This is a genomic window from Peribacillus phoenicis (genome assembly GCF_047238085.1).
GTDB lineage: Bacteria > Bacillota > Bacilli > Bacillales > DSM-1321 > Peribacillus.
Genome location: NZ_JBDFMF010000001.1, coordinates 4435193 through 4458578, shown reverse-complemented (window position 1 = coordinate 4458578; position 23386 = coordinate 4435193). Strand labels below are relative to the sequence as shown.

29 protein-coding genes and 1 pseudogene are annotated in these 23386 nt (G+C 37.2%); 19 read left to right on the top strand and 11 right to left on the bottom strand.

What is annotated here, in order from left to right; genetic code table 11:
* Window positions 1-20 precede the first annotated feature (20 nt).
* Entirely contained in the window at window positions 21-737 is a 717-nt protein-coding gene (locus ABC374_RS22045; RefSeq protein WP_048686262.1) for a YebC/PmpR family DNA-binding transcriptional regulator, read from the top strand.
* 102 nt (window positions 738-839) lie between these two features.
* On the opposite strand, the gene ABC374_RS22040 is transcribed toward ABC374_RS22045, so the two are convergent.
* Entirely contained in the window at window positions 840-2246 is a 1407-nt protein-coding gene (locus ABC374_RS22040; RefSeq protein ID WP_413019773.1) for a polysaccharide deacetylase family protein, read from the bottom strand.
* A gap of 185 nt (window positions 2247-2431) precedes the next feature.
* On the opposite strand from ABC374_RS22040, the gene sigV reads away from it, so the two are divergent.
* A complete protein-coding gene (gene sigV / locus ABC374_RS22035; protein WP_350300316.1) occupies window positions 2432-2947 on the top strand; it encodes an RNA polymerase sigma factor SigV in 516 nt (171 codons plus the stop codon).
* Entirely contained in the window at window positions 2932-3801 is an 870-nt protein-coding gene (gene rsiV, locus ABC374_RS22030; protein WP_413019772.1) for an anti-sigma-V factor RsiV, read from the top strand. Before sigV ends, rsiV begins: the two co-directional genes overlap by 16 nt.
* Before the next feature lie 84 nt (window positions 3802-3885).
* On the opposite strand, the gene ABC374_RS22025 is transcribed toward rsiV, so the two are convergent.
* Window positions 3886-4110 carry a hypothetical protein gene (locus tag ABC374_RS22025; protein ID WP_063589875.1) on the bottom strand — a complete coding sequence of 75 codons (225 nt, stop codon included), beginning with the start codon at window positions 4108-4110 and terminating at the stop codon, window positions 3886-3888.
* Between the two features lie 323 nt (window positions 4111-4433).
* Between ABC374_RS22025 and ABC374_RS22020 the strand changes: the two genes are divergently transcribed.
* On the top strand, window positions 4434-5924 hold the full coding sequence (locus tag ABC374_RS22020; RefSeq protein WP_413019771.1) for a peptide MFS transporter: 1491 nt from the start codon (window positions 4434-4436) through the stop codon (window positions 5922-5924).
* 392 nt (window positions 5925-6316) lie between these two features.
* Here ABC374_RS22020 and ABC374_RS22015 read toward each other — a convergent pair whose 3' ends face one another.
* Entirely contained in the window at window positions 6317-7102 is a 786-nt protein-coding gene (locus ABC374_RS22015; RefSeq protein WP_413020421.1) for a glucose-1-dehydrogenase, read from the bottom strand.
* Window positions 7103-7120: 18 nt separating this feature from the next.
* Window positions 7121-7981 (bottom strand): GRP family sugar transporter, encoded by an 861-nt coding sequence (locus ABC374_RS22010; RefSeq protein ID WP_413019770.1) that lies wholly within the window; start codon window positions 7979-7981, stop codon window positions 7121-7123.
* A gap of 203 nt (window positions 7982-8184) precedes the next feature.
* On the opposite strand from ABC374_RS22010, the gene ABC374_RS22005 reads away from it, so the two are divergent.
* Complete coding sequence (locus tag ABC374_RS22005) at window positions 8185-8745, top strand: thioredoxin family protein (protein ID WP_413019769.1); 561 nt, start codon at window positions 8185-8187, stop codon at window positions 8743-8745.
* Window positions 8746-8890: 145 nt separating this feature from the next.
* Here ABC374_RS22005 and ABC374_RS22000 read toward each other — a convergent pair whose 3' ends face one another.
* Window positions 8891-9436 carry a helix-turn-helix domain-containing protein gene (locus ABC374_RS22000; RefSeq protein WP_413019768.1) on the bottom strand — a complete coding sequence of 182 codons (546 nt, stop codon included), beginning with the start codon at window positions 9434-9436 and terminating at the stop codon, window positions 8891-8893.
* 244 nt (window positions 9437-9680) lie between these two features.
* On the opposite strand from ABC374_RS22000, the gene ABC374_RS21995 reads away from it, so the two are divergent.
* Genes ABC374_RS21995 through ABC374_RS21985 form a run of 3 tightly spaced genes read left to right on the top strand, consistent with a single transcriptional unit; the run spans window position 9681 to window position 11607 of the window.
* The gene (locus ABC374_RS21995) at window positions 9681-9920 is read left to right on the top strand and encodes a PLDc N-terminal domain-containing protein (RefSeq protein ID WP_101225520.1); all 240 of its coding nucleotides are present in this window, start codon (window positions 9681-9683) and stop codon (window positions 9918-9920) included.
* Window positions 9917-10822: an ABC transporter ATP-binding protein gene (locus tag ABC374_RS21990; RefSeq protein WP_413019767.1), complete on the top strand. Its 906-nt coding sequence runs from the start codon at window positions 9917-9919 to the stop codon at window positions 10820-10822. The genes ABC374_RS21995 and ABC374_RS21990 overlap by 4 nt, the downstream gene beginning before the upstream one ends.
* Window positions 10819-11607: an ABC transporter permease gene (locus ABC374_RS21985; RefSeq protein ID WP_413019766.1), complete on the top strand. Its 789-nt coding sequence runs from the start codon at window positions 10819-10821 to the stop codon at window positions 11605-11607. The genes ABC374_RS21990 and ABC374_RS21985 overlap by 4 nt, the downstream gene beginning before the upstream one ends.
* Before the next feature lie 274 nt (window positions 11608-11881).
* On the opposite strand, the pseudogene ABC374_RS21980 reads toward ABC374_RS21985, so the two are convergent.
* The 6 genes and pseudogenes from ABC374_RS21980 to ABC374_RS21955 form a co-directional block, all read right to left on the bottom strand.
* Window positions 11882-12850: pseudogene (locus ABC374_RS21980) on the bottom strand (hypothetical protein); the annotation flags it as partial.
* Between the two features lie 14 nt (window positions 12851-12864).
* Complete coding sequence (locus ABC374_RS21975) at window positions 12865-14295, bottom strand: recombinase family protein (RefSeq protein WP_413019765.1); 1431 nt, start codon at window positions 14293-14295, stop codon at window positions 12865-12867.
* Window positions 14296-14313: 18 nt separating this feature from the next.
* Window positions 14314-14805: an ImmA/IrrE family metallo-endopeptidase gene (locus ABC374_RS21970; protein ID WP_413019764.1), complete on the bottom strand. Its 492-nt coding sequence runs from the start codon at window positions 14803-14805 to the stop codon at window positions 14314-14316.
* Window positions 14806-14914: 109 nt separating this feature from the next.
* The gene (locus tag ABC374_RS21965; protein WP_413019763.1) at window positions 14915-16402 is read right to left on the bottom strand and encodes a hypothetical protein; all 1488 of its coding nucleotides are present in this window, start codon (window positions 16400-16402) and stop codon (window positions 14915-14917) included.
* 6 nt (window positions 16403-16408) lie between these two features.
* A complete protein-coding gene (locus tag ABC374_RS21960) occupies window positions 16409-17479 on the bottom strand; it encodes a hypothetical protein (RefSeq protein WP_413019762.1) in 1071 nt (356 codons plus the stop codon).
* A gap of 78 nt (window positions 17480-17557) precedes the next feature.
* Window positions 17558-17971, bottom strand: coding sequence for a helix-turn-helix domain-containing protein (locus tag ABC374_RS21955; protein ID WP_413019761.1), 414 nt, complete (start codon window positions 17969-17971; stop codon window positions 17558-17560).
* A gap of 167 nt (window positions 17972-18138) precedes the next feature.
* Here ABC374_RS21955 and ABC374_RS21950 point away from each other — a divergent pair, with 167 nt between their 5' ends.
* The 11 genes from ABC374_RS21950 to ABC374_RS21900 all read left to right on the top strand — a co-directional run bounded on the left by ABC374_RS21950 (window position 18139) and on the right by ABC374_RS21900 (window position 23386).
* Complete coding sequence (locus ABC374_RS21950; RefSeq protein WP_413019760.1) at window positions 18139-18375, top strand: helix-turn-helix transcriptional regulator; 237 nt, start codon at window positions 18139-18141, stop codon at window positions 18373-18375.
* 66 nt (window positions 18376-18441) lie between these two features.
* Window positions 18442-18567, top strand: coding sequence for a hypothetical protein (locus ABC374_RS21945; protein ID WP_413019759.1), 126 nt, complete (start codon window positions 18442-18444; stop codon window positions 18565-18567).
* 16 nt (window positions 18568-18583) lie between these two features.
* Entirely contained in the window at window positions 18584-18805 is a 222-nt protein-coding gene (locus ABC374_RS21940; RefSeq protein WP_413019758.1) for an ORF6C domain-containing protein, read from the top strand.
* 61 nt (window positions 18806-18866) lie between these two features.
* Entirely contained in the window at window positions 18867-19124 is a 258-nt protein-coding gene (locus tag ABC374_RS21935) for a helix-turn-helix domain-containing protein (protein WP_063595179.1), read from the top strand.
* Window positions 19121-19396, top strand: coding sequence for a hypothetical protein (locus ABC374_RS21930; RefSeq protein WP_413019757.1), 276 nt, complete (start codon window positions 19121-19123; stop codon window positions 19394-19396). Before ABC374_RS21935 ends, ABC374_RS21930 begins: the two co-directional genes overlap by 4 nt.
* Window positions 19383-19580, top strand: a complete 198-nt coding sequence (locus ABC374_RS21925; protein ID WP_413019756.1) for a hypothetical protein — start codon at window positions 19383-19385, stop codon at window positions 19578-19580. Before ABC374_RS21930 ends, ABC374_RS21925 begins: the two co-directional genes overlap by 14 nt.
* A gap of 447 nt (window positions 19581-20027) precedes the next feature.
* A complete protein-coding gene (locus ABC374_RS21920) occupies window positions 20028-20933 on the top strand; it encodes a DUF4373 domain-containing protein (RefSeq protein ID WP_413019755.1) in 906 nt (301 codons plus the stop codon).
* A 3-nt stretch (window positions 20934-20936) separates the two neighbouring features.
* Window positions 20937-21293, top strand: a complete 357-nt coding sequence (locus tag ABC374_RS21915) for a replicative helicase loader/inhibitor (protein WP_413019754.1) — start codon at window positions 20937-20939, stop codon at window positions 21291-21293.
* A 2-nt stretch (window positions 21294-21295) separates the two neighbouring features.
* Window positions 21296-22600, top strand: coding sequence for a replicative DNA helicase (gene dnaB, locus ABC374_RS21910; protein WP_413019753.1), 1305 nt, complete (start codon window positions 21296-21298; stop codon window positions 22598-22600).
* 189 nt (window positions 22601-22789) lie between these two features.
* Entirely contained in the window at window positions 22790-22993 is a 204-nt protein-coding gene (locus ABC374_RS21905) for a hypothetical protein (RefSeq protein WP_413019752.1), read from the top strand.
* A 12-nt stretch (window positions 22994-23005) separates the two neighbouring features.
* A complete protein-coding gene (locus ABC374_RS21900; protein WP_413019751.1) occupies window positions 23006-23386 on the top strand; it encodes a replication terminator protein in 381 nt (126 codons plus the stop codon).

The following is a 23386-nucleotide window of genomic DNA, read 5'->3' as shown; positions in this document are numbered from 1 at the left end:
GATGAAAGAGAGTGTTTATAATGGGTCGTAAGTGGAATAACATTAAAGAAAAAAAAGCGTCAAAAGATGCTAATACTAGTCGGATTTATGCTAAGTTCGGACGGGAAATATATGTAGTGGCAAAACAAGGTGAACCAGATCCAGAATCCAATCAAGCATTAAGGGTCGTGCTTGAGCGTGCGAAAACGTACAATGTTCCAAGAGCGATCATTGACCGTGCGATTGAAAAAGCCAAAGGCGGTTCTGAAGAAAACTATGACGAACTTCGTTATGAAGGGTTCGGTCCAAATGGTTCAATGGTCATCGTGGATGCATTGACAAACAACGTGAACCGGACGGCATCTGATGTACGTGCCGCATTTGGGAAAAATGGCGGGAATATGGGTGTCAGCGGATCTGTTGCTTATATGTTCGATGCAACGGCAGTCATCGGGATTGAAGGTAAAACGGCTGATGATGTTCTTGAACTGTTAATGGAAGCGGATGTTGATGTACGTGACATCATTGAAGAAGAAGAAAGTGTCATCGTTTATGCCGAACCTGAACAATTCCATGCTGTACAACAAGCATTCAAGGATGCAGGAATCAGCGATTTTACAGTGGCCGAGCTGACGATGCTTGCACAAAATGACCTAACCCTACCAGAAGATGCACAAGCACAATTCGAAAAAATGATTGATGCACTGGAAGATTTGGAAGATGTTCAACAAGTTTATCATAATGTAGATCTTGGTTAATGAAATGACAAGCAGACCTTTGCTAAATGATCAAAGGCCTGCTTATTTTATTTGAAAGGAAAGAGCCTGTTCCGAATCACGAAACAGGCTCTTTCCTTTTGATTATTCACTTATGGTGATTCCGGAAAGTTCACGGTCCTTCTTTACCTTATCCAATTCCGAAATTGTGACCAGTTGATAACCTTGGTCATGCAGTTGTTTGATGATTTTTCCTGCAGCCTGGGCGCTAGTTTGATAGATATCATGCATTAATATGATTCTGCCATCCTTGGCTTTGCTCATCACCTTGTTTACGATTTTCTTTTCATCGCGTTCTTTCCAATCTTCTGGATCGACATCCCAAAGTGAGACTTTCATATCCTCCATGTATTCCCGCACATTATTGTTAATCGCTCCATATGGGGGACGGACGAGATTTGGCTCAGTACCTGTTGCTTTTTCTACAGCGTCTTGGGTCTTTTCGATTTGATCTTCAATTTTGTTCTTGCTTAAGCGCGTCAGCTGCGGATGATCCCATGAATGGTTGCCGATCTCATTTCCTTGCTGCAGCATTTTTTGCAGAACTTCCGGATAGTGCTGTACGCGGCTTCCAAGTACGAAAAACGTCGCGTGTCCATCATATTTTTTCAGGTCTTCCAGAATGGACATGGTATGACTTGGATGCGGCCCGTCATCGAACGTCAAGGCAATGACCTTTTTTGAAGGGTCGATCCATTCATTTTGCACGGGCAGTTTGGCGACGATATGTTTCGGCTGCCATTCCTTTACACGATCCTCATTCAAATCTTGACTTTGATATGAATCTAGCAAACTATCTTTAAAAAGATCCTTCTTGATGGCTATTGTATGAGTCTTAGTTGAATCATCAGTCTTAACGTAGAATACAAGCGTATTTTTCAAGACTGAAAAAGAATTGAAGTTGGCTGCCTTCAGTTTGTTTTCCTTTTTAATGAGACTGTTTGAAATGCCTTCTTCTTCCTTCTGCGTTAACTCTTCAAAAACAATATCGGATAAAACGGATAAATAATCAGTATCCGTGGCAAAGATGTCTTCTATGGAGAGCTTTTGCTGAGATGGAATATCATAAGTGAAGATCTGGGTTCCAGACTGCTTCTTTCCTTCCACTTGCTCATATTTATCGAAGGAAATCGTAATGGTCTGTTTACTGAAATGGAGGATCGTATAGGTGAGGTTAAGCTCGGAAGCTTTTCCATCGGATGCTTTCCATTTCTTTTCATAATCCTTAATTTCTTTCTTTATGTAGGCTTCTAGCTGTTTGTCGATCTTTTCTAAATGCAGAACGGGCCTGCTGGCTGAATACCCGCCTTTCGTATTATCTTTCACATACGTTTGAATATCGGCTTCTGGGTAATTTTTATCAGTTGTATAGGCCGAAACGGTTCTCTTCTTATCAAAAGCAAGGCTTTTAATGGCTAACCCCATCGTTCCCACAGCAGCTGTTAGACAAAATAGAAAAATAAAGACTTTTTTATAATTTAATTTCCTCATGATGCACTCCACCTCGATAATCATTCTACTATATAGACGCGCCAAAAGCCTTAAAAGTTTGTAAAAAATTTCATTTTTTTATATTAATATATTTCCTTGCTCATTTTCAAACTTTTATGGCTGCACCAACGTCTATTCTTTGTACCTAGGATACGTAATTTAAATGTAAGGAGCTCTATCATGCAATGAAAAATCCAGATATGAATCAATTAATCGCGGCCCGGATAACCGAACGGCAAGAGAATTTGTACAGACTTGCTTTTTACTATGTCAAAAACCAAGAGGATGCCCTTGATATCGTGCAGGAATCAATAAGGAAAGCGCTAGCCTCCAGCAGCAAAATCAAAGACGCTGCATCTATAGATAGTTGGTTATATAAGATCATCGTCAGAACGGCACTGGATGTTTTGCGGAAGAAAAAGAAACTGACCGTCGCCGATGACGAAACAATAGAATACTTACGCAGCGGTGAGGAGGATCACTATCCTGACCTGGATTTGCAAAAGGCCCTGGAAGGACTTTCAGTCAAGTACAAAACGGTAGTCGTCCTCCGTTTCTTTGAGGACCTGAAGTTGGACGAGATAGCGGAAGTGCTGGAAGAGAACGTAAGCACGATCAAAACAAGATTATATAAAGCGCTGCAACTATTGCGGATCAACATGACTGAACAGGAGGAAACGAAAAAATGGAAAAAAAATTAAAAGATCTGCGGGAAGAATATCTTAAAATACCGATACCAAAGGAATTGAATGATGTCGTTCAAGCAGCCTTGAATGAAAAGCCAAGGAAGAGGCCGAGGGTTGGCAGGAATATCCTCGTGTCAGCGGCAGCGGCGCTTCTGATTGTGACAGCTTCCGTAAACATCAGCCCGGCAGCGGCGAAAGCCATGAGTGATATTCCGATAGTCGAGAAGGTCATCAAAGTGATTACCTTCGTCGAATGGAAAGAAGAAGCGAATAATTCCTCGGCAGTAATCAAAACACCTGCTATATCCGGTCTGGAGAATAAACAGCTCGAAGATAGCTTGAATGATAAATACTTATCGGAAAGCAAACAGCTTTATAAGGAATTCACGGACTCCATGTCAAAACTGAAGGAAGGGGAAAAGGGCAATATCTCGGTGGAAAGCGGATATGTGATATTGACGGATAATGAAACGATATTATCCGTACAGCGTTATACGGATACGATTCAGGCTTCCAGTTCCACGGAAAGTCAATTCGATACAGTCGACAAGAAAAACGAAGTGCTATTAACGCTAAATAGCTTATTTAAAGATGATCGCTATCTTCAGGTGATCAGCGAGAACATCAAGGAACAGATGAAGCGACAGATGGCTGAAGATCCGGAAAAGATATATTGGGTCGAAGAAGATGACCTTACTGCATTTAAAGGCATCGATGAAAACCAAAACTTTTATATAAACGAAAATGGCAAGCTAGTCATCGCCTTTAACAGCTACGAAGCTGCACCGGGATATATGGGGGCCGTCGAGTTCATCATCCCGACAAAGGTGCTGTCAGACCTTCTTGTTGGCGATCAATATATCCATTAAAACGGCCTATTGTATCTTATGACGGGCAGAAGGTTTTTAAAACGGTACAATACTCATTAAAAAAGACGAAACAACGTTACTTGATTACAGTAACCTTGGCTCGTCTCTTTTTTGTTCGAATTTCATCTGATCCAGTTCCAGCCTCATTTTTTCTGTCTCCATCAGAAAGTTTTCATGTTTAAGTTTTTCAAGTTCCAATTCAACTTGTAGCATCTTGTGTTTGGTTTTTGACTGTTTTTCGAAATGGCTTGTCAGTATTCCGAGTATAGGGATGGAAAAAATCATTACGACGGTTATGATCCCGAACATTAAGGTGCCTCCTCGTTTTTATATCTATTATACGGTGTATATAACGGTTGTGGTTTGGATTTTGAAAATTTGCCATTTTGATTCTCATTAATAAGTGCATGGCTACCAAAGCAATACCATTAGTGAAGTTAGGGCAATATATCATTGATGGTCGCTTTCTATTAGATTATATGGACTGTTTTTTAGTGCGAAATCCGGACTTTTGCTTGCGTGGTGGAAAGCCACTTCTATTTATTCTGAAATTAATTATTTAAATATACTAAATATTTGTTTACAATAGTAAAAATAAAAGTTATTATACAATAATAAAAGGAGGGCTAGGTATGGCAACGATAAATAAACAGAAAATTGTGGATAGTGTACCTCAAAAAGGTTTTTTTGGAAACCCTAAAGGATTATTCACCCTTTTCTTTACTGAGTTCTGGGAGCGTTTCTCCTATTATGGCATGAGGGCCATTCTTGTTTACTATATGTATTACGAAGTTTCTAAAGGGGGACTTGGCCTTGATGAAACCACAGCCCTTTCCCTTGTATCAATCTACGGATCTTTAGTATATATGTCGGGAATAATTGGCGGATGGCTCGCCGATAGGATTTTCGGGACTTCAAAAGCCGTATTATACGGTGGTATCTTGATCATGCTCGGGCATATTGTCCTTGCTGTACCAGGCAATCTCTCCATGTTCTTTGTTTCCATGGTACTCATTGTTCTGGGTACTGGTTTATTAAAACCGAATGTCTCCAGCATTGTCGGGGAAATTTACGCAGAAAATGATGAACGCCGGGATTCCGGTTTCAGTATATTCTATATGGGTATCAACATGGGTGCATTCCTTTCACCACTAATTGTTGGTTCTGTCATGAACTACAGCTTTCACCTTGGTTTTGGCATAGCCGCAATTGGTATGTTAATCGGACTCATCGTCTTTGTTGCAACAAAGAAAAAGAACCTGGGCCTGGCCGGAACTTTTCCTGCTAATCCATTATCACAGAATGAAAAGAAAAAAGTATTCACTAAATTAGGGATAGCTGCACTGATCATCGCTGCCATCATTGGCATCACTGCTTCTGCAGGCATCTTAACGATTGAAACCTTTATTAATCTTGTAGGTATTCTAGGAATCGTTATTCCGACCCTTTATTTCATTTTCATGTATCGCAGCCCTAAAACAACTTCTGTTGAACGTTCACGCTTGATTGCCTATATTCCTTTGTTTATAGCAGCCGTCATGTTCTGGGCGATTCAAGAGCAAGGTGCAACAATATTGGCAAACTATGCAGACAAAAGGACACAGTTGAATTTTGCTGGAATAGAAATAAACCCGGCATGGTTCCAATCTTTGAACCCTTTGTTCATCATAACCCTTGCACCAGTATTCGCATGGTTATGGATTAAACTAGGAAAGCGTCAGCCGACCATTCCTCAAAAATTCTCAATCGGTTTACTGTTCGCCGGTTTATCATTCCTGGTGATCCTGCTTCCTGTTTATTTCGGTGGATCAGACGCATTAGTCAATCCGCTATGGCTTGTACTTAGCTATTTCCTTGTAGTACTTGGAGAACTTTGTTTATCTCCTGTAGGACTTTCAGCTACTACAAAATTGGCTCCGGCCGCATTCTCGGCACAAACGATGAGCCTGTGGTTCCTGGCAAGTGCAGCAGCACAAGCACTGAACGCACAAATCGTAAGATTCTACACACCTCAAACCGAAATGGCTTATTTTGGAGTGATCGGTATTGCCTCAATGGTCCTTGGACTTGTCCTGATGGCCTTATCACCAAAGATTCAAGGCTACATGAAAGGCATTCGCTAACACTTAGTTAGCAGTAAAAGAAAGATGACCTCTGAATAAAAGGGGTCATCTTTTTTTATTTCGTCCTTGAAATATGATCGATTTTTTTCACGGTTATGATTCAATCCTTTAAATTATTTTTAATATGATTCATAGTGAACACTAAGCTTGGGAAGGGCCCGATATCCGTGATAAAGAAAATACAATATCCTAAAATGAAATAAAACGAAATATGATACTGTTGTCAGGTAAAAAATAAGCGAATATGAAAAAAGAGCATCCTTTATAGGATTGCTCTTTTTCTGGTTGTAAGAACCTTTTCCTTTATTGGGTCAAACACGTCATTTCACCATGGTTTTCTTATTGGTTTTATTCGTTTTAGTCATTGAAATGGTTCTTCTCATTAGTTAAGTTCAGCCTTTTCCAGCTTGGAATCCTGGATATTTGGTCATTCCGCCATCAGCATATAAGGTCATTCCCGTTACATAGCTCGATTCGGAGGAAGCTAACCAAGCGGCACAAGACGCAATTTGTTCCGGTTTTCCGATATATCCCATCGGTATCAGGTCGATGACATCTTGTTTAGCTTTTGGGTCATTGAATTTTTCGGCATTGATGGGTGTGTCGATCGCACCGGGTGAAATATTATTAATGCGAATCCCTTTAGGAGCATATTCAAGTGCAAGGGTTTCTGTCATCATCTTCACTCCGCCCTTACTTGCTGCATAGTGGACAAAATGAGGCCAAGGGATCCGGTCATGAACTGAAGACATGTTAATGATATTCCCCTTAATGCCATGATCGAGCATATAACTGATTGCTTCCCTGCTTGCCAGGAACATCCCGGTTAGATTTACATCGATGACTTTCTGCCAATCTTCAAGAGTCAATTTTTCGCTGGGCACTTCATTTTCAATACCAGCATTGTTGATCATGATATCGATTGTGCCAAAGGTGTCCACAGCGAATGAAAGCAATTTCTTCACATCCGCCTCCTTTGAAACGTCGCCTTGAATGGCTGCGGCTTTCCCGCCTGCCGCTTCAATCGTTTTGATGATTTCCTTATGTTCGCCATTTTCAGTGTGATAATTTAATACGACATGTGCTTTTTCTTTACCGAACCTTTCGGCCATGGCTTTTCCTAACCCTTTTGCCGCCCCAGTGATCACTACCACTTTTTTCTCTAAATCGTCATACATCATTTATCGCTCCTTTGACTATTCTTTTGTAAAGCCGATCATGATTCCGCCAGCAATTACGAGTACACACCCGGTGATGACGAAGACCATTTGCTTTTTGGATTTTTTCTCCCCTAAAAGAAAGATGCCGCCTAAAGTGGAAATGACGATCCCCATTTGGGAAAATGAGAATGCGATGGCAACACCCACTTTTGGATTAGCGAGCAGGAGGCCGATATTACCGACTGCCCACATCATTCCGGTTAGAATATTTCTTCCGGCATATTTATTAAACGGTTTATGTTTGATGGATAGGAGCAGGGCAGCCAGGAACATGCCAATTGCTTGTGGTAGGATTGCCGACCATCCGTCAACTTCATTCCATCTGACGACAATGACATATGTAACATAACCCACCGTTGAAATGGCAAGATATAAAACCCCTTTTTTCATGCTTCCTGCTTTTTTGTTATCACCATCGCCGTAGCTCGTCAGCAAGACACCTGTAATCAAACAGATTATTGCAACTATGCCGATGATGATTGTCATCCTGTCATTCCATTCCCTGAAAATGATAACTGCAAAAAATGTATTTCCTAGAATTTGCAGTCCTGTTGAGATTGGAACGGTTTTCGATACCCCGATTTCCTTGACGCTGTTGAATTGAAATAACTGCCCGAATGCCCAGCCTATCCCGGAAATGATACCGACAATCCACACTGTACTGCTCCATTCCGGCGGATTGATGAAAGACATCATGATGGCAAACAGTAATGAACCGATTGTAATGCCAAGTGTTTGATTATAAGAGTTGCCTCCGAGCTTTTCGGAAACAAGCACTAAGCTGCCCCATGTCAATGCAGGGAGTAGCGCAAAGAGAAAACCTTCCACAAATTTCATCTCCTAAACTAGAAAACAATGTTCTAATGAATATAAAATAGTTAGTTAGTAAGCTATTGAATGTATTTAGAGTTTTCCCTTTACACGGGAAAGAAAACATGGTTTTAATTTACCAATTTGGAATTTTATTTTTCAGGGTGGAAACAATGAAAAAATATGAGGTTTATGGTACTTTTAACTTAAAAACAGTTAGGAGAAATAGTATGACGACACTGAATGAATGGTTTGAAAAGGGGATTCCCGCTAAAGAATTTGTATCTTCGATGAAGGTTCATAAAGAAAACTTACAATCGATTCAGGAGGGTTTTTCCGTTTCAGCAGAGGACCAAGGTTTTTTCGATGAATTAAAGACGAAGGAACTTCGGGCCATTGTCATTACTGAAGACTGGTGCGGAGACGCAATGATGAACATTCCAATCCTGCTGAATATTGCTGAAGCGGCAAATATTGAAACTCGTATGGTTTTACGAGATCAAAATCTAGAACTGATGGATCAATACTTAACGAATGGAACAGCGCGTTCAATTCCCATTTTTATATTTATTGATAAGAATGGTGAAGAAAAAGCTGTTTGGGGACCACGTGCACCAAAAGTACAAGAGTATGTAATGGAGTTAAGGTCAGACCTGCCGGCCAAGGATGATGAACGTTTCGAGGCAGCGCAAAAAGCGGTCATCCAAAAGATAACTGCGGCTTTTGCTGAAGAAAAACAACTATGGGATGAAGTATACAGCAGTATCAAGGAAGCATTGGGAAGCTGCTGACAGCAGGGATATCCCTTTTTAACCCTGGGGTTTCTTCCATAATGAAGGGCTGTTTCAAAACGGAGACTGCAACCATTTTGGTTGGAGAATCTATAGTATTCATGGTTCTTTTAGTCCAAGGTTTGAGAACAGCCTTTTCATTTACTTATGATTCAGGAATGATTGTAACGCCGATTGTTCGAATAGGTGAAACTTGTTTAGCACTCTGATTCGTAGCGTTGTAGTATTTTACCATTAAATCGTTCAATTCATTTTGAAAGTTAATAAAGCTTTCATCATCAAGCTTTAGTTCTAAAAGGGAAAAGGTTGAACCATCTTCAGTGCAATCTCTTTCTTCTAATTTAGTAAGATAGTTTTGATATTGAGTCATAAGAGATAATTGATAATAAGAAAAGTAGTTCACCTTTTTCTCATTAGAATATTTTTTCCATTCTTCCCCGCTAAGTCGCGCTTCTTCTTCATTTAAAACATAGTATTTTTCGGAAACGGATCTCACTTTTTTCTCTTTTACAATGCGGATGACCCCTGAATCAAATAGAACCTGTATATGTCTATATAATGTTGCTTGGGGTACATCTTTAATGATTTTTAACATTTCTAATGGTGTTAAACCATTTTCCCTGTTTCTCATTAAAGCTTGGGTAATTTTCATTCTTACAGGATGCATTAAAATTTCGGCTTTATTAATCATCTTATTCTCCTCACATTGGAAATGAAATAATTTCAATTGTAAATAATTAATGTCTTCATGCTATAAAGCGACTATATTTTTATTGTTATTTATAATGATAATATTATCATTATAAATAACAATAAAACCTCAAACAATATTTTATCAAGAAAAAAGTAGGTGAAAAAAGTAGGTGAAAAATCCCATTTTAAATGTTATCATTACTGATAATGATAATAAAATTTGTTATTAAGGAGTGGTATATATGAAATTGCATTATGGATGGAACGAATTGAAAGATATTGATTTCATGCCTATTCTGCCGATTATTTTACCGGTAATTGCTATTGGGATGATTTTAATCCTTATTGCATTAATTGATTTATACAGAAATCGAAAGACACGGAAAAATGTTTTATTGTGGACACTCATCATTATTTTTGCAAATACTATCGGTCCAATTCTATACTTCGTTATTGGTAGAAAGGACAGTGACAGAATATGAAATTACAGATTAATAATGTCACAAAAAAATTCAAAGAAAAAACAGCGGTCAATAATTTTTCAATGGAATTGCAATCTGGGGAATGTGTTGGATTGATAGGGCCCAATGGGGCTGGTAAGTCGACACTAATAAAAGTCATTGCAGATATTATTGATCCAACTATGGGAGAAGTATTGCTTGACGGTAAGAAAATTTCAAAAATGAAAAAGGAAATAGGCTACTTACCACAATACCCTAACTTCTTTCAATGGATGACTGCCAAAGAAACCCTTACATTCATGGGGCAGCTCTCGGGTATCAAAAAGGAAGAATTATTAAGCGGCATTCCAGAGATATTGTCGAAGGTAGGGTTGAGCGGGGAAGAAAATTCAAAGGTGCGGACTTTTTCAGGCGGAATGAAACAAAGGCTTGGAATTGCACAGGCACTGTTACATAAACCAGCTTTGATTGTCATGGATGAACCGGTTTCGGCATTAGATCCAATCGGCCGGAGAGAAGTGTTAAATATCATAAAAGAGATAAAGAAAGATACGACCATTTTATTATCGACGCATATATTAAGCGATGCAGAAGAGATATGTGAGAGGTTTGTCATTATAAAAAGTGGTGAAAAAATTGAGGACACTACAATGTCTGAATTATTAACCAGGAATAGTGGAAATAAAATCAATGTCGCCATAACCTCTAGAAGTCAAAAATGGATTGAACATGTTAAAAGCTTGAACTTTGTCAAAGGTGTAGAGGTAATGGGAAATAAATTGAAGATAGAAGTGGAAAATATTGATTCAAACAAGAATATGTTACTTGCAAATGCTCTGGAGCATAATGTTGATCTTATAAGGTTCGAAATAGATAACGATACATTGGAAGAGATATTCTTGAAATTGGTGGTGGAAACATGAATAATTTTGCCGTTTTAGCTAAAAAGGAATTTGTTCAGATGGTACGTGAATTTAAAGTGATTTGGCTGCCGCTTGTATTTATATTTTTAGGAATAACTCAACCAGTCGTAAGTTATTATTTACCTTCAATTTTAGAGGCACTGGGCGGGAGCCAAGGGATCACCATTGATCCAAGCATGGCTGCCCAAAAAGGCGGCGAAGTTCTGGCCAGTACTTTAGGGTCTCAATTTGATCAGCTAGGGGTCATGATTATCATCGTTTCCATGATGGGAGTCGTACAATCCGATAAAGCAAATGGTATGCTGGCTTTCATTCTTACAAGGCCCGTGACGGTTGGATCTTATATAAGCGGGAAAATCATTTCCAATTATCTGTTTGTTGCCTGCAGTGTGGCATTGGGATACTTGGTTTCATATTTGTATGTAGTTTTTTTGTTTACGAGTGTTGATTTTGCGGATTTAATAGTGGCTTTACTGTTCTATCTGCTGTGGATCCTATTTATCGTTTCATTCACGACGATGGTCAGTACCATTTTTAATAGCCAGGGTATTATTGCATTAATTTCGATAGTATTTCTCCTCGGCTGTAGAATCATAGTTGGATTAAGTCCCGTAATAGACAATGTGAATCCAGCAAGCATGAGTAAACATGCCATGGAAGTACTGATTTTAGGCACAGTCAATTCACAGGCGATTTGGAGTGCATTAGCTGCACTTGCATTGACGGCAGTAACGATATTGATAACGAACATATGGATTTCAAAAAAGAAATTCAATAACGAATAAGTTGGGTATGAAGAAAAATAAATCGACGAATACAGTTATATCTCCGAAAATAGGAATATATCGGCGAAATCTACAGTTATATCTCCGAAAATAGGAATATATCGGCGAAATCTACAGTTATATCTCCGAAAATAAGAATATATCGACGAATACAGTTATATCGATGATTAAAATGATAAAGGACTGATTTTTTTACTCAGTCCTTTTTAAATATGGGAATGGAAATCGAAATGCCGTTCCGTGTTTTAGAGTCCACAACATTGATGCAGATCAATTATATGAGAAACATCGCGACTATTGTAGTGACTGCCAAACCAATGGTTACCGGCAGCAGGTTCCGGCGGGCAAGTTCAAAGGGACTGACGTTACATATGGCAGCTGCAGGGATCAGTGCCCATGGTATCAGGGTACCTCCGCCAACCCAAATTGCGGTTATCTGCCCGAGTGCGGTCAAGGTTGCGGTTCCGCCTCCGATTGCCGTGCCAAAAAGTTTGGCGACAGATCCCGCTAAAGAAATGCCTGAGAAGCCCGATCCATCCAAGCCAGTGATGGCACCGATGCCCGTTAATGTGACGGCGGCTATTTCTTTCGTTAAAGGAACGGAGGCCGCTAAGGCGGCACCGAGGTCATTGACGATGCCGAGGGATGTTTTCGGTAAGTACTCACCGATGATCTGATTGAATCCAGAATCACCTAAATAGAAGAATGCGGCGATTGGAATGACGGGTCCGAATACTTTGAAGCCAAATTGAAAACCTTGAATCAAATAGGCCGTTGATTTTTCAAGTCCTTGTTGTTTATGTGCGACAAGGGATAAAATCAGCAATATGAAAACAGCAGTACCCCCAACCAATGCCGTTGCATCTCCACCTTGCAACTTCAAAATCGACAATGCCACAACATCCAACAGAAAGGCGATCGGAATGAAAATTGCAAAAAACTTCTTTTGTCCCAGAGTGAGCAGATTTTCACTGATTGTCTGATCTTGGCTGATCCCCTCAGTATCCGCCGCCTTGATTTTTCCCAGCTTCATATCCCGCTTTAAAAGGATAAAGGCGGAGATGGTGGTGACGACCCCCATTGTAATGACAAGGGGTATGCTTGCAGCGATGACATCACCGACTGGTATGGAAGCCGCATCACCCGTAAGTTTAGGTGCAGCCTGAATGATGAAATCCCCTGATAATGCTATTCCGTGACCAAAAAGGTTCATCGCCATTGCCACGCCTAGTGCTAACAAAGGAATCTTTATTTTTATTAAGAGAGTGTGAATTCTTTAATAATGACAGTGGGTGTTTTGCCGGGGGCCCTGTAATAATCGGAGGGAATATCAACTACGATATATTTAAATAGCTCATTAATGAAGCTTTTCTTTTCAAAGTCTGTTGCAGTATTCCAAAGATCAGTGAGGCTTAGTAATAAGTTTAATATAGTGTCCTTATCGAAAACAACTTTTTGTGGTGATAGTCCACTCAGTTGTTCCTTGATTACATCCTCGTTCTTAGTATCGTCTTTCGTCATAGTCAGATATTCCTCTTGGCTGATTACACCATTACCAAGAGCCAATAACCAATTTTTTTTCCTAGTTTTTATAATGGACAGCTCTTTTTCCAGTTCCTTAATTGTATTATCATTGTCCTCTTCTTTAGGAGATTCCAATTCGAAATTACTGGTAAGGCTAAGAAATTTTTCTGCATTATCAGGTGATAAACTTTCTAAGAACACTTTTGTTAATGCATTTTCGGTAAACATAGGTAAGTCACACGTACCTTTATTCTTTTTGGCTATACAAATATAATGTTTTGAACCTCTAGCCTTTTTATAATACCCGGATAGTGAAGATCCACATCTGCCACATCTAAGAACACCTGAAAACGGGTAAGGGGAAGTGGCTTTTTTCCCTTCCTTCGTCCTTTGGTTTCGTAACTGTTGAGTCTGTTCATATAGTTCAAGATCAATGATTGGAAGGTGAGTTAATCCATCACTAGTAATCGAATCCATTTTGGAGTTGTTCGCCCATCTCAACCTACCTGAATATACAGGGTTTTCAAGCATTCTGCTTATGGTTCGGATGTCCTTTTTGACACCAAACTGATTTAAGTACAATACTATCGACCTAATTCCTTTACCAGAGGTGTAGAGATTGAAAATATCCTTAACAAAACGTGCTTCTTCATCATTAATAATAAGTTTTCCTTCCTTTAATCTGTATCCATAGGGAGCGCGGCCTCCATTCCTTTCTCCCAAAGTAGCTTTTTTAACCATGTTAATTACAACACGTTCTGAAATTGTTTCCCGTTCCCATTGAGCAATAGCAGCAACTAGAGTTATGAGAAATCGGCCGATTGCAGTGGTAGTGTCAAAGGGCTCGGTTACAGAACGAATTGCTACTTTATTTTCATCAAACAATTGAAGTAAACTATCCAAATCACTCACAGACCGAACAAGGCGATCCAGTTTATAAAATACAACCACATCAAATTTTCTATCTTCAGTATCTTGAATTAACCTTTGCATGGAAGGTCGCTTTAAATTTTTGGCGCTGACACCTTCTTCTACATAAAAATCATGGACTTCCCAGCCCTGTGATTTTACAAAGTTAAGGATGTTTTCTTTCTGTGAGTCAATACTATATCCTTCTTTGAATTGTTCATCTGTTGAGACACGGGCATAAATAGCTACTCTCAATTATAAAACCTCCTGATTTTAACCAATGCAAACTTTATACATATTTATTTTATTTTTAATTTGCAATAACCTTGATTCACACAGTTCTGGTGTGACTTTAAATAACTCAACCATTTGATCAATTACATAAGGATCTTGAGTATCGATATACTTAAGCATATGAAAGGGGATAGCTGCATATCGCGTAAAATGTTGTGCGTCTCTTTCTTGAAGTTCTCGAAAGGCTTTAGACATCATACTCTGTACACCTGTATGACGTAATAAGTGACAAAGTTCATGAAAAAACATTTCGCGTTGTACTTCAAGTGACTCCCTTGAATCAATTGTGATTCCCTGATACAGGCCAACTATTTCGTAATTACCATATCGCGGTTTTCTATGTAAGAAAATGTGATTCGAACTTGAAATAAATTCTTCGTTTATTTGTTTTGGATGAAAAATTTTAAGCTCTGAATAAAAATTAATAACCCAGTCTTCTAAGGCTGTTGTAGGATATTTTAAATAGGACAATCGTATCACCTCAAAGCAATTATACGAATATATGTTCTGTTTTGCAATAAAAAGAAAATGCCCGATTCGGGCACAAAAACGAAATAATATTTCAGTGTTCTCATAATTTCTATAGATAAAAAGTAAGGTATATTGATATTAAAGTAAGTAATATCAACTCAATTATCCATACTATAGTATATAAGTCCATGGTCTGAAAAATATTATTAATGTTGTACTGTAAATGTCGCTTATGAAATAATTTATTTAATTCTTTATTATCGAATATGTCTCTGTAAATCCTTTTCATAGAATAAAAATATCTTATATTTAATTTTATGTCTTTAAACAATTGTAAACGTGTAATTAATAGATAAATAAATGATATTAAAAGAAAGACCATTGATAAATAGTATTTTTCTAAGGAGAATATTTTTTTGTCGCTATTGTCAGATAAAGAATTAAAGATAAAAATAGAAATAAAATAAGTCAATAGCGTAAGGTTGTTATTCTTAAAGCTGGATATAAAGTATTGAGAAATGTCTTTACTTTTTATTGATAATTCGGTTGTAATTTCTGCAACTTTATTTTTTGTTTCAATATATTTTTCAACATTTTCTTTTAAATAGATGGCATGTGCGGATTGTATTGAATTCAATGTATCAGAAGGTAAAATCCATTTACTTTCTGAATAGGAAAGGTACCTAGAAATGATATTCCTGGCTAAATCCAGTTTGTCATTAGTTTCAGCAGACTCATAAACCCAATTATAAATTGAATAAAAGCTATGAGCCTCTGAAATATTCAGTTTATTAAAATCAGCCGTAACTTCAAGATACTTGTGTCCAATAATACCCATCTGGAAATTTGAGTTGTTAATAATATCAGATGTATTAGATATAAATGAAGCAGCAAAAATTACTTTTAATTTATCAAAAAAAGTAATAATTTTGTTTGAATTTTGATGTTTAATAGCAGTATTATTAAAGTCTTTAGGAATAAAATTATATTTAGAAAAATTCTGTGGATTTGTATAAAGCTGACGGTTTTTAATAATAACATTTCTTTTTACATCATCATGGTTTTCAACTACATTGGATAGTTTATTTTGTGAAGCAAATACAATTAAAGGACTATAAAAGTATAAGTTTCCAATTTCTTCGTTTTGTATCTCAAATCTATTTAGGATTGAAAAATCTAGAGTTTTTTGTAGAATATTCAAAACGTGCATTAATTTTTGTTTGTTTAGATAGTCAAATAATAATTCCAAATCATAGACAGACAACGTAGAATCAGTTTTTTCTTTAGAGACTATATATATTATCTTTATAACGCTTTCTTTATCAATAATTTTATTAATACTATCTAACATAGTCTGTTGTTCTTCTATATTATCTTTTTGGTTAAAATGATACGGCTCGCCATCATTCACATAAATATTTATTGAAATCCTATCACGAACATTAATAAAATGTGAAATGGATGCTAAATCATCCCAATTTATATAGGATTCTATGCTTGATAATTCTAGGGAAAGAGTATAGGATCCAAAATCTTCATGTTTTTTTATTTCAATATCCTTTGTATATTTTTCATATACATCCAATACTCTTTCCACTAAAATTCAATCCTCCTCTTTTAATTTAAATGTATTATAAAGATCCTCATCAATATGTTTAATAATTAGTACCTTTTCACCATATTCATCTTCTTGAGCTAAAATTACATTTTTTAAGTCCTCGATATAATCAGAGGTGCGTAGTTCAATTTTTTCAGTTACTTTGTAACTGCGTTTAAATCTTGCCTTGATTTGTGAAACTACAATATTAAAAGATGTATCAAAATCTTTTTTTTCTGGAAGTTTCTTTAAACTTTCTTTCAATCCTTCGATATTAATTTTATCATTTTCAGGGGAATAATCACCTATAACATACTCTACCATATCATCAAATTTGAATGATGTTTTTGTTTTAAAATATCCAGTTAGGGTATTCCTTAATTCTGTATAATCCCGTTTAGATTGCCTCTTCACGTATGAAGAAAGTACATTATCGATTGCATTGAAAGCATTTAGAGTATTTCTCTCATTTGTATTTAATTCTTTAAGTTCTAGGAAATCATCATACCAAAATGTAGCTATTTTTGGTTTAGAATCCGAAACTATTATATCAATTAGTTGATACTCTTCACCTACTAGCTGAAATGAAATACTACAGGTCTTTTGGGTGGCTTTTTCTTCAGGTAATCCAGCCTTATAAAGAGAATCCTCTAAATTCATAAATATAGCTTGATCTATTTTTGATATTAAAAGGTTAATTTGATTTTCTTTTTTTAGGTAGATAACTACAAGGCTACCTTTCTTTGGAGGATTAATCCCTGGATTTCTTAAAGCTGCTTTTATTTGAGCATCTAATAACTTTTTAGCTAATTGATCAGTTTTAGCTTCGAATATACTATCAAAGTTTTCTGCTTCAGAGTTACTTATAAGACTTTCGACTATCTGGGATAGTTCAGTTGATTCCCTAGAAAATTTAAAACCCCGTTTGTTGGTGGCGGCTAAATCTTGAGCAAATAATTTAGTCGTGAATTTTTGAAAATCTATAGTCTTTATATTCACTTTACTTATGCTGCTGTTTTCATGATCTATTTGGTGGACTGCAAATATTTGTTTTCCTTCGACTGTCATAGTCTTCATGTAAAAACCTCCTATATATCCATTTTATGTATTTAAATCTGTAAAAAAAACGCACATATTAACAATGTGCGTAACAACTTATTTTTGTTCCTCGTTTCGTTCCTTCGCCTTCTGAGCCACCCATTCAAAATGCCTTCTAATTTCGTCCAGATCATCTGGGCTTAAATTTCTCCACTTTTCAATGTCAAAAAAACCAAAATTTTCTATGCCGAATTCTTTTACAAGCTTGTTAATTTCGGAAAGAGAGTCGAAAGGTGAATCCTCTTCCTCATTTTTATATATTGTTTCTTTAATATTATAATCATTAGTTCTTCCAAGGAGATAATCTGTGGATACTCCAAAGTAATCTGCCATTTTTTGCAAGATTTCCATATCAGGTTCGCTTCTTCCATTTTCATAATGGGAATATCTTGCGCGAGAAACACCGATTTTTAAAGCGACTTCTTCCTGAGTTCTCTTGCCTCTAAGCTTTTTTAGTTTACTCCCAATCATTATAGAACACATCCTATAAATGTTTTTATTATCTAATTATAGATACAAAAAGTATCTAAATAAATAAATGATAAAAAATGTATCGAAAACTATTGACGATACAAAACGTATCATTTATACTTCAGGTAACGAGTGATACAAAACGTATCGAGAAAGAGGTGAAATAAATGCGAAAGAGACTTGTAAATGAAAGAAAAAAAAGAAAACTTACTCAAAAACAAGTCGCAGAAACTCTTAATATTTCTTCAATTTATGTAAGAAAAATAGAAAAAGGTGAGAGAAATCCAGGCAGAGAAACAATGCTAAAATTCGAGAAGCTATACGGCATTCAGGATAGGATTCTTTTCGAAGATCTTTTTCAGGAACATGATGATACGAAGGGTATCAAAAGTAGTTCTGCATAAAGTTCATGGTTAGTACTAACGTCCACTTAACATACAATTTTTTAGGATATGAAAAGGAGTGATTCAATGATAAAGATTCCAGCAGAGAAATTAGCGAACGCTGTTAAAAAACATTTGTTACCAGGATTGCTTAGAAGCATATCTGAGCAACAAAAAGATTTAACGGGAGAGGTTAATCAAAAAAGTTCATAACAGGAGGCGATTTGGATTGGAACAAACCAACTTGTTAGGTCCCGGAGAAAAACGCCGCATTCAAATAGGAGTGACACGCCGAGTCTTTGAAATCACCGATGACAGGAAAGAAGCTGCCAGGCTTTTTGAAAAACTGTATCGAGAAATCAAAAATCAGTTCGGCGTGCCTACTTACAAAGATGTAAAGAGCAAGGACCTTCAGTCTGTTATACAGCTCATTGAAAAATGGTCACCTTAATCTTAGCAAGTTTTACCAAGGTGAAGTATTCCAAATTAGCATATAAAGGTGGTGAAAATAAATGAAATTCGGATCTGTTCTGCAAGCGTGTAGGGAACGGGCCGGTCTATCGCAAGAAGAGTTAGCACACCAATTGAACCGTACACAGTCTTGTGTTTCTAAATTTGAGAAAGACCGCAAAGTTCCAGACATGGCAACGTTCATGCAATGGGTTCAGGTGACTAACGCACCTGAGGTCGCAGTAGCTTACCTTTATGGTATGGACGGTATAAATATGATTCATCAACTGTTACCAATGATCGGAGGATTAATGTTATGAGTTTACCTGCTTTTTTACCACGGGATAACAAAAAGGCCATTTCAGAATATCGATGTATTTATTCTTGTTTAGGCCGTATCGAAGAAAAACTATTCAAAGGTGATTTTGAGGAAGTTAAATTATCAATCCAAGATTTATATCGTTCTGTAAACGAAATAGAAAAAATGAATAAACGGAAAGAAAACCATGATCAAATGGTTGAAATTGTGAACATACTTTCATCAAGAGGAATACATATTGAGTTGGTGCTGAGACCACATGAAACTGCCTGATTTGAAGGAAATGGATGATTCAGAAGCAATCCAGTGGTACAAGAAAGAAATCGCTAATTTAGGCAGACAACTAGCTTTTAATACTCCATATTATCGTTCTCTAATAATCTGGAAGGAACAATTGGACAAAAGGGTGGAAGGTAAGAAACAAACTTCAAGACCTGAACAACTATCCTTATTTTGAAATGAAAATATTAGGAGGGAATAAAGTGAAGATTACCGCAGGGGAATGGTTGCAGTTATCTCTTATGCAGAAACACTATTTATTAAAAAACAACACAAAAAAAGAGCAGTGAGCTTCCGACTCAACTACTCAATAACTCAGTATATATCTATTTTAGCAGATAATTTCTGCTGCGGCAAACATTTGTTCTTGCCGTCGGCTCTAAAAGTGAGTATCCATCGAAACAACATACTCATTTTTAGGACGGACGGTACGAATAAAAGTACCGGAAAGGGGATAGCACAAAAAAAAAGCAGAGAACTGAGGGGCTCCCTACTTTTACCGAAGTAAATATTTGATACTCCCATTTTAGCAATCTTTTAATGCTAAATCAAGGGTTTAGGACGGGTAGCAAATGATGAGGCACAACACTATATCGCAATTTTTTAAAAAGGAGGCGAGGTGATAATGGCCAGACCTAAAAAAGAAGGCTTAGATTATTTTCCGTTGGATGTTGATATGGATCAAGACGATAAAATTGCTTTGATTGAAGCAAAACATGGTGTCATAGGATTTGGAATCACGTTGAAACTTCTAATGAAAATCTATAAAGAAGGTTACTTTTATCGCTGGACAGAAAGAGAGCAATTACTCTTTTCTAGCCGAATAAATGTAAACATTAATACCGTTAATGAAATCGTTAATGATTGCATTAACTGGGGACTATTTGACCAAGAAACGTTTGATAGATATGAGATTCTAACATCAAAAGGCATTCAAACACGTTATTTAGAGGCAATTATCAGGAGAAAGTCCGTTACTCTTTACGAAGAATTTTTGCTAATAGATTATCGAGAACATATTGGCTCTAGTAAAATTACCATTTCGCTAGTTAATGCAGACAATAAAGAAGTTAATGTAAACATTAATTCCCAATCAAACATAGTAAATGGTAACATCAATCCCCAAAGTAAAGTAAAGGAAAGTAAAGTAAAGGAAAGTAATAAAAACAATATACCCGAACAAATTGAAAATTTGCGTCTTAGGTATTCCGATAACCAATTAAAGATTATTGATGATTACCTAGAAATGATTCGACATACAAGGGTGAGTGCTAAGATATCTCCTTCTGTGATTTTAGGAATGTATCAAGACTGGGACAAGCATCCAACAGTTTGCGTAGAGTACGGCTTAAAAACTCATACTGAAAATCCTGCTTACCATTCTAAGAAGGAGAATTACACCAGTGGGATCATTCGAAACACGACAGCAGATGAGGCAGCTGATAAGTTATCCAAGACATTGCCGCAATTGAATACGGGTACACACAAAAAACAAAATAGCTTTTTAGCTCTTGTAGAAAAGGGAGGTTAACTCTTGGAGAGAAGGCAGATTGCAGAATTACTAGATTCGATTCAATCTAGTTATCCAGGAAAGTTCGTGGTTCAGGATCCAACTAGTTTACTTGATTCTTGGGAACGAGTTTTGAAAAAACACGATTCTGAAAAGGTCCTGAAAAATTTTGATCGTCACCTTGAATCCAGTGTTTTTCCTCCTACGATTGCTGATCTGGTGAAGAAAAGGTCGTTAGACAGAATGGACTCCATTCCAAGCGTTGATGAAACATTAGAATATCTAAGATTGCTAGAAAGTAAATCGGAAATGAGCGAAGAGGCCACCCGTTCTATCGAGGAATCCAAGGCGCAAATCAGAAAAATACTAGGAAGGTCTTAAATATGGAAGAGCTACTTTTATACAATCTTGAAGCTGAAAAATCATATTTAGGGATTCTACTAATTGAGCCTGGATTAATTAAAGACGGGAAGATAAAACCTTTTCAATTATCACCAGGGAAGAATTTCAATGTCTTATGGACGATACAAGATTTAGATGAGAAAGGGATTCCCATTGATTTTGTTTCGGTCATGGAACGAGTCGGAAGGAAAAACATAGATAAAATTGGTGGACCAGATTATTTAGGTGACTTGGCAGCGTCGGTACCATCCACAGCCAGTTTTACATACTACGAAAAAATACTTCACGAATACTGGCAAAGGCGAGAAGCAATCGTAGTCGCAAATCAAATTAAGGAATCTGCTCTTTCTGGAGATCCTGCTGAGGTTATTCAGACAGGAATCAATGAGTTGATGCGGCTAGAAGATAACTCAACTGACGATGATGACGGGTCAATAAAGGATGATTTAGTTACGGTCTACGATGAGTTAGAAACGCCAAAAGGTGAAATTACCGGTATGCCTACAGGATTTAATGAATTAGATCGAATGACAGCCGGATTACAAAAACAAGACCTTATTGTTATTGCCGCCCGGCCATCTGTTGGGAAAACGGCATTTGCCTTGAATATTGCAGAGGGAGTTGCCAAACAGCAGCAATACGCAGTCGGGATCTTCTCCTTGGAAATGGGCAGAAAACAATTATTAAAAAGAATGCTTTCAAGCAACGGTAGAATCAATGCGCAGCATATCCGAACAAGTAACCTTGTTGATAACGATTGGGGAAAGCTAACTGGTGCAATGGGAGATGTTAGCAACCTTAATCTAAGAATCTTTGATAATCCAGGTGTTACAGTTAATCAAATTTGGGCGAAGGTCCGCAAGATGAAACGGGATTACGAAGGAAAAGACATTCTGGTCATTATTGATTACCTGCAGCTCATTACAGGTTCAGCTAAACATAAAGGGAATCGGATGCAGGAAATTAGTGAAATCAGTCGGATGCTAAAGCATATGGCAAGGGAATTGGATGTATGTGTCATTGCTTTAAGTCAGTTATCCAGGGCGGTTGAACAAAGGCAAGATAAACGGCCTATGATGTCAGATATACGTGAATCAGGCCAAATTGAACAAGATGCGGACGTGATTGGATTTCTGTATCGGGATGATTATTATGATAAGGAATCGGAGAGCAAAAACATTATCGAAATCATTATTGGCAAACAAAGAAATGGTCCCATTGGCACCATATCACTAGCATTCATCAAAGAGTATGGGGTGTTCTTCAATCTGGAGCGCAGATCATGACGGTTAGGGAACTTTATCATGAGTCTGTCAAACACAAGCATACGCCACTCCGTTTGTTGATTGAATTTCTGGTATATGAAAAAAATACAGTGAACTTTAATGACGATGAATCAGTACTCGATCTTTATTTCAAAGAGAATAATAGACCGAGAATGAATGAGTTGTTAAATGAATATCAGAGGAGGATTTATGGGTCGGCTATATGATGCTGTACAAACTCAAAACCAGATGAAACGTAACTTTGTCTTGGATAGGTTGAAAGAACTTGAAGTGGCTCATTCCCAACAAGGACAGCCCATTGAATTACTGGATTATGGTGAATTGAAATATGAGTTAATTTTAGCAGCATATAGAGAAAATGATGCAACAAGTGACGCCAATAAGTGGTTTTAGGAGGAATAGTACATGTCAAAAATTATTGATTTAAATACTTTCGCAGAAGGAGCTCTTTCTGAGCGCTTCAACAATGAATTACAAAGAGTCCTAGAGAATATCGCGGACCCAAATACTGATCCAAAGAAAACTAGGAAACTTACCATGACGGTAGCATTTAATGCTGATGAAAAAAGAGACGTCATTTTTACCAGTGTGTTAGCCAAACTTTCCTTGGCCCCAGCAAAACAAATTGAAGCGAAACTCATTATGGATTTTGATGGGAAGGGGAAAATTACGGGAGCTGAATTAAAATCAGGCATAAAAGGTCAAACATTTATTGACCCTGATGGTGATATTTCAAGCGATCAAGGTGAAAAAATCATCAGTTTTAAAAATACAAATTCAAAATAA

Excerpts from the sequence above, each read along its gene's own strand:
- ABC374_RS22045 (WP_048686262.1), top strand. The coding sequence starts at position 21 with ATGGGTCGTAAGTGGAATAACATTAAAGAAAAAAAAGCGTCAAAAGAT.
- ABC374_RS22040 (WP_413019773.1), bottom strand. The coding sequence starts at position 2,246 with ATGAGGAAATTAAATTATAAAAAAGTCTTTATTTTTCTATTTTGTCTA.
- sigV (WP_350300316.1), top strand. The coding sequence starts at position 2,432 with ATGAAAAATCCAGATATGAATCAATTAATCGCGGCCCGGATAACCGAA.
- rsiV (WP_413019772.1), top strand. The coding sequence starts at position 2,932 with ATGGAAAAAAAATTAAAAGATCTGCGGGAAGAATATCTTAAAATACCG.
- ABC374_RS22025 (WP_063589875.1), bottom strand. The coding sequence starts at position 4,110 with ATGTTCGGGATCATAACCGTCGTAATGATTTTTTCCATCCCTATACTC.
- ABC374_RS22020 (WP_413019771.1), top strand. The coding sequence starts at position 4,434 with ATGGCAACGATAAATAAACAGAAAATTGTGGATAGTGTACCTCAAAAA.
- ABC374_RS22015 (WP_413020421.1), bottom strand. The coding sequence starts at position 7,102 with ATGTATGACGATTTAGAGAAAAAAGTGGTAGTGATCACTGGGGCGGCA.
- ABC374_RS22010 (WP_413019770.1), bottom strand. The coding sequence starts at position 7,981 with ATGAAATTTGTGGAAGGTTTTCTCTTTGCGCTACTCCCTGCATTGACA.
- ABC374_RS22005 (WP_413019769.1), top strand. The coding sequence starts at position 8,185 with ATGACGACACTGAATGAATGGTTTGAAAAGGGGATTCCCGCTAAAGAA.
- ABC374_RS22000 (WP_413019768.1), bottom strand. The coding sequence starts at position 9,436 with ATGATTAATAAAGCCGAAATTTTAATGCATCCTGTAAGAATGAAAATT.
- ABC374_RS21995 (WP_101225520.1), top strand. The coding sequence starts at position 9,681 with ATGAAATTGCATTATGGATGGAACGAATTGAAAGATATTGATTTCATG.
- ABC374_RS21990 (WP_413019767.1), top strand. The coding sequence starts at position 9,917 with ATGAAATTACAGATTAATAATGTCACAAAAAAATTCAAAGAAAAAACA.
- ABC374_RS21985 (WP_413019766.1), top strand. The coding sequence starts at position 10,819 with ATGAATAATTTTGCCGTTTTAGCTAAAAAGGAATTTGTTCAGATGGTA.
- ABC374_RS21960 (WP_413019762.1), bottom strand. The coding sequence starts at position 17,479 with ATGAAGACTATGACAGTCGAAGGAAAACAAATATTTGCAGTCCACCAA.
- ABC374_RS21955 (WP_413019761.1), bottom strand. The coding sequence starts at position 17,971 with ATGATTGGGAGTAAACTAAAAAAGCTTAGAGGCAAGAGAACTCAGGAA.
- ABC374_RS21950 (WP_413019760.1), top strand. The coding sequence starts at position 18,139 with ATGCGAAAGAGACTTGTAAATGAAAGAAAAAAAAGAAAACTTACTCAA.
- ABC374_RS21945 (WP_413019759.1), top strand. The coding sequence starts at position 18,442 with ATGATAAAGATTCCAGCAGAGAAATTAGCGAACGCTGTTAAAAAACAT.
- ABC374_RS21935 (WP_063595179.1), top strand. The coding sequence starts at position 18,867 with ATGAAATTCGGATCTGTTCTGCAAGCGTGTAGGGAACGGGCCGGTCTA.
- ABC374_RS21930 (WP_413019757.1), top strand. The coding sequence starts at position 19,121 with ATGAGTTTACCTGCTTTTTTACCACGGGATAACAAAAAGGCCATTTCA.
- ABC374_RS21925 (WP_413019756.1), top strand. The coding sequence starts at position 19,383 with ATGAAACTGCCTGATTTGAAGGAAATGGATGATTCAGAAGCAATCCAG.
- ABC374_RS21920 (WP_413019755.1), top strand. The coding sequence starts at position 20,028 with ATGGCCAGACCTAAAAAAGAAGGCTTAGATTATTTTCCGTTGGATGTT.
- dnaB (WP_413019753.1), top strand. The coding sequence starts at position 21,296 with ATGGAAGAGCTACTTTTATACAATCTTGAAGCTGAAAAATCATATTTA.
- ABC374_RS21905 (WP_413019752.1), top strand. The coding sequence starts at position 22,790 with ATGGGTCGGCTATATGATGCTGTACAAACTCAAAACCAGATGAAACGT.
- ABC374_RS21900 (WP_413019751.1), top strand. The coding sequence starts at position 23,006 with ATGTCAAAAATTATTGATTTAAATACTTTCGCAGAAGGAGCTCTTTCT.